Source organism: Rhodopseudomonas sp. BR0C11, assembly GCF_010820945.1.
Taxonomy (GTDB): domain Bacteria; phylum Pseudomonadota; class Alphaproteobacteria; order Rhizobiales; family Xanthobacteraceae; genus Rhodopseudomonas; species Rhodopseudomonas palustris_H.
In genome coordinates this window covers 1-11,231 of sequence record NZ_QTKI01000134.1, presented here as the reverse complement: position 1 = coordinate 11,231, position 11,231 = coordinate 1, and the positions used below count along the sequence as shown (strand labels likewise).

The 11,231-nt window shown below is 64.0% G+C and carries 9 protein-coding genes; 5 read left to right on the top strand and 4 right to left on the bottom strand.

Annotated elements, in window-relative coordinates; all coding sequences use genetic code 11:
* Both DYI24_RS12515 and metF read right to left on the bottom strand, forming a co-directional pair.
* Window positions 1-1,197: homocysteine S-methyltransferase family protein (locus tag DYI24_RS12515; RefSeq protein WP_205523492.1), on the bottom strand; the 1,197-nt coding region annotated here is incomplete at its 3' end.
* Between the two features lie 12 nt (window positions 1,198-1,209).
* A complete protein-coding gene (gene metF / locus DYI24_RS12510; protein WP_164572512.1) occupies window positions 1,210-2,097 on the bottom strand; it encodes a methylenetetrahydrofolate reductase [NAD(P)H] in 888 nt (295 codons plus the stop codon).
* Window positions 2,098-2,507: 410 nt separating this feature from the next.
* On the opposite strand from metF, the gene DYI24_RS12505 reads away from it, so the two are divergent.
* Entirely contained in the window at window positions 2,508-3,524 is a 1,017-nt protein-coding gene (locus tag DYI24_RS12505) for an LLM class flavin-dependent oxidoreductase (RefSeq protein WP_164572511.1), read from the top strand.
* Window positions 3,525-3,637: 113 nt separating this feature from the next.
* On the opposite strand, the gene DYI24_RS12500 is transcribed toward DYI24_RS12505, so the two are convergent.
* Together DYI24_RS12500 and DYI24_RS12495 are read right to left on the bottom strand one after the other, a co-directional pair.
* On the bottom strand, window positions 3,638-4,480 hold the full coding sequence (locus tag DYI24_RS12500) for a prephenate dehydratase (protein ID WP_107345451.1): 843 nt from the start codon (window positions 4,478-4,480) through the stop codon (window positions 3,638-3,640).
* A gap of 70 nt (window positions 4,481-4,550) precedes the next feature.
* Entirely contained in the window at window positions 4,551-5,288 is a 738-nt protein-coding gene (locus tag DYI24_RS12495; protein ID WP_164572510.1) for a 3-deoxy-manno-octulosonate cytidylyltransferase, read from the bottom strand.
* Between the two features lie 199 nt (window positions 5,289-5,487).
* Between DYI24_RS12495 and DYI24_RS12490 the strand changes: the two genes are divergently transcribed.
* The 4 genes from DYI24_RS12490 (at window position 5,488) to DYI24_RS12475 (ending at window position 11,144) form a co-directional block, all read left to right on the top strand.
* A complete protein-coding gene (locus tag DYI24_RS12490; RefSeq protein ID WP_107345449.1) occupies window positions 5,488-6,042 on the top strand; it encodes a c-type cytochrome in 555 nt (184 codons plus the stop codon).
* A gap of 212 nt (window positions 6,043-6,254) precedes the next feature.
* Window positions 6,255-8,150 (top strand): extracellular solute-binding protein, encoded by a 1,896-nt coding sequence (locus tag DYI24_RS12485; protein WP_164572509.1) that lies wholly within the window; start codon window positions 6,255-6,257, stop codon window positions 8,148-8,150.
* A 14-nt stretch (window positions 8,151-8,164) separates the two neighbouring features.
* Window positions 8,165-10,033 (top strand): extracellular solute-binding protein, encoded by a 1,869-nt coding sequence (locus DYI24_RS12480; protein WP_164572508.1) that lies wholly within the window; start codon window positions 8,165-8,167, stop codon window positions 10,031-10,033.
* A gap of 1 nt (window position 10,034) precedes the next feature.
* Window positions 10,035-11,144 carry a microcin C ABC transporter permease YejB gene (locus DYI24_RS12475; protein ID WP_107345446.1) on the top strand — a complete coding sequence of 370 codons (1,110 nt, stop codon included), beginning with the start codon at window positions 10,035-10,037 and terminating at the stop codon, window positions 11,142-11,144.
* Window positions 11,145-11,231 lie beyond the last annotated feature (87 nt).

Genomic DNA, 11,231 nt, shown 5'->3' with positions numbered 1-11,231 from the left:
CGGGGCGTCGTTCTCGACCTGATCGCGGGCCACCTGCAACGCGGCGGCGTAGTCGCCGGCGGTGATCAGCTTGCGGAATTTCGCCGAGCCGGTGACGTTGGTGCGTTCGCCGACGTTGACGAACGGAATGTCCTTGGTTAGCTCGAACGGCTCGAGGCCTGAGAGCCGCAGCCGCGGCTCGATCGTCGGGATCACACGCGGCTTATGCGGCGCGACCGCTTCGGCGATCGCCTTGATGTGGGCCGGCGTGGTGCCACAGCAGCCGCCGACGATGTTGACGAGGCCGGCTTCGGCGAACTCGCCGACGAGACCGGCCATGTATTCCGGGCTCTCGTCGTACTGGCCGAATTCGTTGGGCAGGCCGGCGTTGGGATAGGCGCAGACCAGCGTATCGGCGACACGGCTGATATCAGCGATGTGGGCGCGCAGATCCTTGGCGCCGAGTGCGCAGTTGAAGCCGATGGTGATCGGCCGGGCGTGCCGCACCGAATTCCAGAACGCTTCCGGCATCTGGCCCGACAGCAGGCGGCCGGATTTGTCGGTGATGGTGCCGGAGATCATCACCGGCACGTCGATGCCGCGGGCGTCGGCGATCTCGGCGATCGCGTACAGCGCCGCCTTGGCGTTCAGCGTGTCGAAGATGGTTTCGAGCAGCAGGATGTCGGCGCCGCCGTCGAGCAGGCCGTTGATCTGCTCGCTATAGGCGATGCGCAGATCATCGAACGTCACCGCGCGGTAGCCGGGATTGGCGACGTCGGGCGAGATCGAGGCGGTGCGGTTGGTCGGGCCGATCGCGCCGGCGACGAAGCGCGGCTTGCCGTCTTCGGCTTCGACCTTGGCGGCGGCATTGCGGGCGAGGCGGGCGCCGTCGCGGCTCATCTCGTAAGCGAGGTCCGACATGTCGTAGTCAGCCTGCGCGATCGAGGTCGAGGAGAAGGTGTTGGTCGCGACGATATCGGCACCGGCCCGCAGATACTGCGCGTGGATGTCCTCGATCGCCTGCGGCTGGGTCAGGATCAACAGGTCGTTGTTGCCGCGCAGGTCGCGGTGGAAATCCTTGAACCGCTCGCCGCGGAACGCAGCTTCATCGAGCTGCAGCTGCTGAATCATCGTCCCCATCGCGCCGTCGAGCACGAGGATCCGCTGCGCGGCGAGGGCCAAAAGTTGGGTGCGGGCTGCGGAAATGGGCTTGGTCATATCGGACACTGCTTACGCGGCCTTCTGCTTGGCGATCGGCCGGAAGCCCAGCAGATGGCTGATGGCGAACACCAGGTCCGCGCGGTTCATGGTGTAGAAGTGGAAGTTGTTGACGCCGTGCTTGGCGAGCTTGTGCACCTGGCCGGCCGCGACGGTGGCGGCCACCAGCTTGCGGGTGTCGGGATCGTCGTCGAGGCCTTCGAACTGCTTGGCCAGCCAGTCCGGCACGCTGGCGCCGGCGCGGGCCGCGAAGCCGGCGGCCTGCTTGAAGTTCTGCACCGGCAGGATGCCCGGCACGATCGGGATGTTGATGCCGCGGGCGCGGACCCGGTCGAGGTAGCGGAAGTACAGGTCGTTATCGAAGAAGAACTGGGTGATGGCGCGGGTCGCGCCGGCATCGACCTTGGCCTTCAGGATGTCGAGGTCGGCATCGAAGCCGGTGCTCTCCGGATGCTTCTCCGGATAGGCCGACACCGTGACGTCGATGTCCGGATAGCGGCGCTTGATCGAGGCGACGAGATCGGCCGAGCTGCGATAGCCCTGCGGATGCGGCGTGTAGGTGCCGCCGAGCCCGGTGGTCGGATCGCCGCGGAGCGCCACGATGTGGCGGACGCCGATGTCGTGATACCGCGCCACGACGTCGTCAACGTCGGCACAGGGGGCATCGACGCAGGTGAGATGCGCCGCCGGGGTCAGATCGGTTTCTTTCAGAATACGCGCGATCGTGGCGTGGGTCCGCTCCCGGGTGGAGCCCCCGGCCCCATAGGTGACCGAGACGAAGCTCGGATGCAGCGGCGCCAGCCGGCTGATCGCCTGCCACAAATTGCGCTCCATCTCTTCGGTCTTCGGTGGGAAGAACTCGAAGGAAATCGCCGGAAGCTGCTGCGGCAGGTCGCTCATCTGATGGTCATCCAGTTTGAAAGGGCGGTTCGGGCGTCCACAGGCGCGTGCGGCTGCCCAACGGTCAGGAACCTCCACGAACCGCGTTAAATTAGGCCGAACTGCCTTCGGCGGCCAGCCCACTTTGGGCGATATCAGTTTGGGAAGTTGCCCAAAATAGTCCGTTTTGTGCGTTGGATGGAGCTGTGGTCTGTCCCGGGGTGGGCAGGGCGTGTCCCGCGCCTGTTTCGAAAATCAAACGATCCATCAGATGGTTGTGTGCGACGCAGCGATTCTGGCGGAACCAGATGAGCCAGACCTTCCCAAGGAGACGGTCATTCTGCCCACTCCGAAAGAAAGGGGCAGGGGATCGTCGAATTGCCTAGCCCAATACCTTTGCGCCCGCCTCGGTCGCGCACTAGGTTAGGCAAATGCTGCCACTCTCGATCCTCGATCTGTCCGTCGTCACCACCGGCACACCGCCGGCTGCGGCGTTGCGCAACTCGATCGACCTTGCGCGCCATGCGGATGCGCTGGGCTATGTGCGCTATTGGCTGGCCGAGCATCACAATCTTCCTTCAGTCGCGAGTCCGGCGCCGGACATCATGATTGGGCAGATCGCGGCGGTGACCGAACGCATCCATGTCGGCTCCGGTGGCGTGATGCTGCCCAACCATGCGCCGCTGGTCGTGGCGGAGCGCTTCAAGATGCTCGAAGCGCTGTTCCCCGGCCGGATCGATCTCGGCATCGGCCGCGCGCCGGGCACCGATCAGGCGACGATGCACGCGCTCCGGCGGCGGCTCGACGGCCGCGAGGGCGATGATTTTCTGGAGCGGCTGCAGGAGCTGACGCTGTGGGAGACGCGCGGCTTTCCGCCCGGCCATCCCTACAACAACGTCGTCGCGATGCCCGACGATACGCCGCTGCCGCCGATCTGGCTGCTCGGCTCCAGCGACTACAGTTCCGAACTCGCCGCGCAGGTCGGCATGGGCTTCGCCTTTGCGCACCACTTCGCGTCCCACGATGCCGTCGAGGCGCTGACGCATTATCGCAGCAACTTCCGTCCGACGCGTTGGCGATCGACGCCGCATGGCATTTTGGCCGTCGCCGCCGTTGTGGCGGACACCGATGAGGAAGCGGAGCGGCTCGCAAGTTCGATGGATCTCAGTCGCCTGCTACGCGATCGCGGCCGCTACGTGCCGCTGCCGAGTGTCGAAGAAGCTTTGTCTTATTCGTACACCGACGCAGACCGCGCCTCGATCGCGCGCAATCGCTCGCGGCTGTTCGTCGGCAGTCCGGCGACGGTGCGGCAGGCGTTGCAGCCGCTGATCTCCGCAAGCCACGCCGACGAGCTGATGGTGATTACCGCGGTGTACGATCACGAAGCGCGCAAGCGCAGCTACAGCCTGCTGGCCGACGCCTTCGAGCTGCAGCGCGCGGCGGCGTAGTTCGGTACTGTCTCAAAGTTCGTCATTGCGAGCGCAGCGAAGCAATCCAGAGGTTCCGCGCACGGAGCTGGATTGCTTCGTCGCTACGCTCCTCGCAATGACGAGATCTGAAGTCAGCGCTCGCTGAACGTGTCGCGGAACGGGTGGCCCGGATAGACGCCGACGATGCGGAATTCGCGGGAGAAGAATTTCAGTTCGTCGAGCGCGAAGGCGAGGTTGCGATCCTCGGGATGGCCTTCGACATCGGCGTAAAACTGCGTCGCGAAGAAATTGCCGTCGACCATGTAGCTTTCCAGCTTGGTCATGTTGACGCCGTTGGTGGCGAAGCCGCCGAGCGCTTTATAGAGCGCGGCCGGCAGGTTGCGCACGCGGAACACAAACGTGGTGACGAGCTTGCCGGAGCCTTGCGCGGCCCAGCGCGGCTCGCGTGCCAGCACCACGAAGCGGGTAGTGTTATGCGCTTCGTCTTCGATGTCTTCGGCCAGGATGTCGAGACCATAGATCTTCGCCGCCAGCCGCGACGAGATCGCCGCGCAGGTCTTGTCGCCGCGTTCGGCGATGATCCGTGCCGAGCCGGCAGTGTCGCCGGCGACGATCGGCTTCAGTCCGAATTTGCGGATGATGCGGCGGCACTGGCCGAGCGCGTGGACGTGGCTCTCGACCGTCTTGATGTCTTCGAGCTTGGCGCCGGGCACTGCGACGAGCTGATGCCGGATCGGCAGGAACCACTCGCCGACGATGAACAGCTTGGAGGTCGGCAGCAGGTGGTGAATGTCGGCAACGCGGCCGGCGACCGAATTCTCGATCGGGATCATGCCGAGATCGGCTTCACCCGAGGAGATCGCGCTCAGCGCGTCCTCGAAGGTGGCGCAAGGCATCGCCTCGGCGGTGGGATAGGCGTCGCTGATCGCGATGTGGGAATTGGCGCCGGGTTCGCCCTGGAATGCGATTTTCATGGTCTGATCTTAGCGTCCTGTGTCTGGCGCGCGTTCTAGCAGCCGTAGCGGTTTTCGCCAGGGGGCGGGGTCAGCCGCCGAGCACGCGCCGTGCGGTCTCGAGATCGGCCGCCGTGTCGACCCCGCGCGGCACGGTATCCACGATGCCGACGTCGATCCGCATGCCGGCCTCCAGCGCACGGAGCTGTTCGAGCTTTTCGCGCAACTCGAGCGGGGAAGGGGGCAGCGCCACGAACCGCTCCAGGGCGGCGCGGCGGTAGCCGTACAGGCCGATGTGATGGTAGCGCGGCCCGTCGCCCCAGGGAGCGGTGGCGCGAGTAAAGTAAAGCGCCCGCAGCCGGTCCGCGGAGAGCGGCGAGCCGATCACCTTGACCACGTTCGGGTTGGTGGCTTCTTCCTCGGTGTGGATCTCGGCGGCCAGCGTGGCGATGTCGACGGCCGGGTCGGCGAGCGGCCCCAGCACCGCGCCGATCTGCTCGGGGCGGATGGTCGGGAAATCGCCCTGCAGGTTGATCACGGTCTCGATCTTGCGCTCCGGATCCAGCATCTGCAGCGCCTCGAAGATGCGGTCCGATCCGGACGGATGATCGGACCGGGTCATCACCACCTCGCCGCCATGGGCGGTCACGGCTGCAGCGATCTCCGGCGTATCGGTCGCCACCGCCACCCGGCCGATCTCTGCCGCCTGCGCCCGGCGCAGCACCTGCACCACCATCGGTAGCCCGGCGATGTCGAGCAGCGGTTTGCCCGGCAGCCGCGTCGCGGCCATCCGGGCGGGGATCAGAACCAGAGTGGCAGGAGATGTCATGGAAGGATCGCTTGCAGCGGATGATGCACCGCAGCGAATGCCGGAACTGGTATCAGGCTGCCCGAAGCGACGCGTGTGAGGCGTTTATACGGGTTGCCAGCGCAGGGGCAAACCGATATCTCATCCCGACTAAAGTCGAGTTGAGAATGCCTCCGATGAACAAGTCCGGACGCGGGCTGGTTTGGAAACGCGAGCGAAAATGGATACTTTCGAACTCAACAAAATTGTCGGCGCGATCTTCGGGACCTTGCTGATCCTGTTGCTATCCAACTTCGCCGCGCAGGCGATCTTTTCCCCGACCAAGCCCGAAAAGCAGGGCTACGCCATCGCCGTGAAGGAAGCCGAGCCGGCCCAGGCTAAGGATGCTGCGCCGAAGGTGGACGAGCCGATCGAGAAGCTGCTGCAGACCGCCTCGGTCGACCAGGGCTCCAAGGTCGCCAAGAAGTGCGCCGCCTGCCACACCTTCGAAAAAGACGGCCCGAACCGCGTCGGCCCGAACCTCTACGGCATCGTCGGCGACCATCGCGGCGAAGGCCGCAACGGTTTCAATTTCTCGGCTGCGATGAAGGCCAAGGGCGGCGCCTGGACGTTCGACGAGCTCAACAAGTTCCTCGCCAATCCGAAGGGCTACATCCCCGGCACTGCGATGAGCTTCGCCGGCATTCCGAACGACAAGGAACGGGCCGACCTGATCGCCTATCTCAACAAGAATTCCGACAAGCCCGAAGCGCTGCCGGCGACGGCGGAGAAGTAACGATTTTCCAAGATTGGAATGTTGAACGGCCGGGATTTTCCCGGCCGTTTTGTTTTGCGAAACCGGTGCGGATTAAACATCGGTAACCGGGACCTTTCGCCGCAAGTCGGCCGTGCGTGGGGTGTTATCCTCCGCCAAAATCGCCATAATCGGACGAATCCTCGGACAGTCCGGTCTGGGCGAAGACCGCAGCGAACAGGGATTTCAGTATCGTGACGTTGACCCGACGACATCTTCTGCAGGGCGGCTTGTTGGCCGCAGCGACTCCGGTTTTGAGCTTCGGCCCCGGTCCGTTTGGGGCGAGCGCGGCGCGCGCCGAAACCGCGGTCGATGGCGCGGCTTGGCGCCACGGCCTGTCGCTGTTCGGGGACCTCAAATATCCGGCCGGCTTCGCGCAGTTTGATTATGTGAATCCGAAAGCGCCGAAGGGCGGTATCGCGCGGCAGATCGCACTCGGCACCTTCGACAATTTCAATCTCGCGGTCGCCGGCGTGAAGGGCAACATCGCCGGTCCTGCGGGGTATCTCTACGAAACCCTGATGACGCCGTCGCAGGACGAGGTCGGCACCGAGTACGGTCTGCTCGCTGAGGGCGCCGCGCATCCCGACGATTTTTCCTGGGTGATCTATCGCCTGCGCAAGGAAGCACGCTGGAACGACGGCAAGCCGGTCACCGCCGACGACGTGGTGTTCTCGTTCGACGCGCTGAAGAAGTACAGCCCGCGCTACGCCTCGTATTATCGTCATGTCGTCAAAGCCGAGAAGGTCGGCGAGCGCGACATCCGTTTCACCTTCGATGCGCCGGGCAATCGCGAACTGCCGACCATCGTCGGAGAATTGATGGTGCTGCCGAAGCACTGGTGGGAAGGCACCGACGCGCAGGGACGCAAGCGCGGCATCTCGGCGACGACGCTGGAGCCGCCGCTCGGCTCCGCCCCCTATAAGATCAAGGAATTCGTCGCCGGCCGCTCGGTCGTGCTGGAGCGGGTGAAGGACTATTGGGGCGAGAAGCTGCCGGTGCGGATCGGCCAGAACAATTTCGACGAACTGCGGTTCGAGTACTTCCGCGACAACACGGTGGCGCTGGAAGCCTTCAAGGCCGATCAGGCCGACTGGATCATGGAGAACTCCGCCAAGCAGTGGGCGACCGCCTACGACTTCCCGGCGGTGAACGACAAGCGCGTCGTCAAAGAAGAATTCCCGATCAACGACTCCGGACGGATGCAGGCCTTCGTGCTGAACACGCGCCGCGAGATGTTCAAGGACCCGCGGGTGCGCCGTGCCTTCAACTACGCGTTCGACTTCGAGGAAATGAACAAGCAGCTGTTCTACGGACAGTACAAGCGGATCGCGAGCTTCTTCGAAGGCACCGAGCTCGCCTCCAGCGGGCTGCCTGAAGGGCAGGAGCTGGCGTTCCTCGAAACCGTGCGCGACAAGGTGCCGGCCGAGCTGTTCACGCAGCCCTACACCAATCCAGTCGGCGGCAATCCGGAGGCGGTGCGCGCCAACTTGCGCGAGGCGATCAAGCTGGTGAAAGAAGCCGGCTTCGACATCAAGGATCGCAAGCTGGTCGATCCGTCCGGCAAGCCGGTGGTGGTCGAGATCCTGGTGCAGGACCCATCGTCGGAACGGATCGCGTTGTTCTACAAGCCGTCGCTGGAGCGGCTGGGCGTTGCCGTCTCGATCCGTGTGGTCGACGACGCGCAGTATCAGAACCGGATTCGCGCGTTCGATTTCGACATCATCACCGATCTGTGGGGCCAGTCGCTGTCGCCCGGTAACGAGCAGCGCGACTATTGGGGATCGCAGGCGGCCAATGAACAGGGCTCGCACAACACCATTGGCATCAAGAATCCGGCCATCGATGAGCTGATCGAGAAGGTGATCTACGCCAAGGACCGGGCCACGCTGGTTGCCGCCACGCGGGCGCTCGACCGCGTGCTGCTGTGGAACTTCTACGTCGTGCCGCAATTCACCTACGGTTTCATGCGCTACGCGCGCTGGGATCGGTTTGGGCACGCGCCTCTGCCGAAATACGCCCGCTCCGGTCTGCCGGCGCTGTGGTGGTACGACGCCGACAAGGCCGCCAACCTCGGCAAGCGCTCTTGAGGATTGCTTCGCGTATGGCGCAGCTCAATCGTCGCAACGTGCTCGCTCTCGGCGTCGGCGCGCTCGCCGCCGCGCAGATGCGGGGCACCGCCGTCGCGGCCGACGGTGAAACGGTCTCCCACGGCATCTCGGCGTTCGGTGACTTGAAGTATCCGGCCGATTTCGTGCAGTTCGACTACGTCGATGCGAAGGCTCCCAAGGGCGGGCTGTTCTCGACCATTCCGTCGGTCCGCGCCTTCAATCAGTCGTTCCAGACCTTCAATTCGCTCAACGCCTTCATCCTCAAGGGCGACGGTGCGCAGGGGATGGGCCTGACCTTTGCGACGCTGATGGCGCGCGCGGGCGATGAGCCGGATGCGATGTACGGCTTTGCCGCGTCCAAGGTAGCGATCTCCGCCGATGGGCTGACCTATCGCTTTACGATGCGGCCCGAGGCGCGATTTCACGACGGCAGCAAGCTGACCGCGCGTGACGCCGCGTTCTCGCTCAACATTCTGAAGGCCAAAGGCCATCCGTTGATCACGCAGCAACTGCGCGACTTCATTGAGGCGACGGCCGACGGCGACGCGACCTTGATTGTCACCTTCAAGCCGAAGCGCGGTCGGGACGTGCCGCTGTTCGTCGCCGCGCTGCCGCTGTTCTCGGAAGCATACTACGCCAAGCAGCCGTTCGATGAATCGACCATGGAAGTACCGCTCGGCAGTGGGCCCTACAAGGTCGGCCGGATGGAATCGGGCCGCTATATCGAATTCGATCGGGTCAAGGATTGGTGGGGCGCCAAGCTGCCGGTGAATGTCGGATCGTACAATTTCGACACGGTGAGGTTCGAATTCTATCGCGATCGCGACGTCGCCTTCGAAGGCTTCACCGGGCGCAGCTACCTGTTTCGCGAGGAATTCACGTCGCGGATCTGGAACACGCGCTACGATTTTCCCGCCATCCACGACGGCCGCGTCAAGCGCGAGATGCTGCCGGACGACACGCCGTCGGGCGCACAGGGCTGGTTCATCAACACCCGCCGCGACAAATTCAAGGACCCGCGGGTGCGCGAAGCGCTCGGCTGCGCGTTCGATTTCGAATGGACCAACAAGACCATCATGTACGGCACCTATGCGCGCACGGTGTCGCCGTTCCAGAACTCGGACATGATGGCGGTGGGCGCGCCGTCGCCGGAAGAACTGGCGCTGCTCGAGCCGTTTCGCGGCAAGGTGCCGGACGAGGTGTTCGGTGCGCCGTTCGTGCCGCCGGCCTCCGACGGCTCCGGGCAGGACCGCGCGCTGCTGCGCCACGGCGCGCAGCTGCTCAACGACGCGGGTTTCCCGATCAAGAACGGCAAACGCTTGACGCCGTCCGGTGAGCCTTTCCGCGTCGAATTCCTGCTCGAAGAGCCGGCATTCCAGCCCCACCATATGCCGTTCATCAAGAACCTCGGCACGCTCGGCATCGAAGCAACCTTGCGGATGGTCGATCCGGTGCAGCAGCGGGCGCGGCGCGATGATTTCGATTTCGATCTCGCGATCGAGCGCTACAGCTTTTCGACAGTGCCGGGCGACGCGCTGCGCAACTTCTTCTCGTCACAGGCGGCCGCCACCAAGGGTTCGAACAACCTCGCCGGCATTTCCGATCCGGTGATCGATGCGATGATCGATCAGGTGATTGCCGCCGACACTCGCATCAAGCTGGTGGTCGCGGCGCGGGCGCTCGACCGTCTGATCCGCGCCGGGCGCTATTGGGTGCCGCAATGGTATTCGGCCTCGCACCGGCTCGCCTATTGGGACGTGTTCGGCCATCCGCCCAATCTACCAAAATACGCCGGCGTCGGCGTGCCGGAACTGTGGTGGGCGAAGGATACGGCGGCTGCGGCCGACCGGGGGAAGAAATAGCATGGCCGCCTATATCGCTCGCCGCGTCCTGCTGATGTTTCCAACCCTGCTCGGGATTCTGTTCGTCTCTTTTGTCGTCGTGCAGTTCGCGCCCGGCGGTCCGGTTGAACGGGTGATCGCGCAGATTTCTGGCGCCGACACCGGCGCCTCGTCGCGCATCTCGGGCTCGTCCGGTGGTGACTTCGGTGCACGGCCGCAGGTCGCCGGTTCGGCGGACGCGGTGAACTCGAAATATCGCGGCGCCCAGGGGCTCGATCCGGAATTCGTCAAGAGCCTCGAGAAGCAGTTCGGCTTCGACAAGCCGGCGCCCGAGCGCTTCGCGATCATGCTGTGGAATTTCGCGCGGTTCGATTTCGGTAAGAGCTACTTCCGCGATGTCAGCGTGCTGCAGCTGATCAAGGAGAAGCTGCCGGTTTCGATGTCGCTCGGGATCTGGATGACGTTGCTGACCTATCTGATCTCGATTCCGCTCGGCATTCGCAAGGCGGTGCAGGACGGCTCGAAATTCGACACCTGGACTTCTGCGGTGATCATCGTCGGCTTCGCTATTCCGGGCTTTCTGTTCGCGATCCTGTTGATCATCCTGTTCGCCGGCGGCTCATTCTTCAGTTGGTTTCCGCTGCGCGGACTGACCTCCGACGGGTGGAGCCAGTTTCCCTGGTACTGGAAGATCCTCGACTATTTCTGGCACCTGACGCTGCCGCTGATCTCGATGGCGCTCGGTGCGTTCGCCACCATGACGCTGCTGACCAAAAACTCGTTCCTGGACGAGATCCGTAAGCAATACGTCATGACTGCGCGCGCCAAGGGCTGCAGCGAGACCCAGGTGCTGTACGGACACGTGTTCCGCAATGCCATGCTGATCGTGATCGCCGGCTTTCCCAGCGCCTTCATCCACGCGTTCTTCTCAGGCTCGCTGTTGATTGAGACCATTTTCTCGCTCGACGGGCTCGGCCTGCTCGGCTTCGAAAGCGTACTCAATCGCGACTATCCGGTGGTGTTTGGCACGCTCTTTATCTTTTCCCTGGTCGGCCTGGTGGTGAACCTGATTTCCGATCTCACCTATATGTGGATCGATCCCCGGATCGACTTCGAGGCGCGGGACGTCTGATGACGCTGATCGCACGCGAGCCGATCGAAACCACCACGCAGGCGCCGCCCGGCGAGGCGGTGCCCCCGACGCGCCACCGGTTGTCCC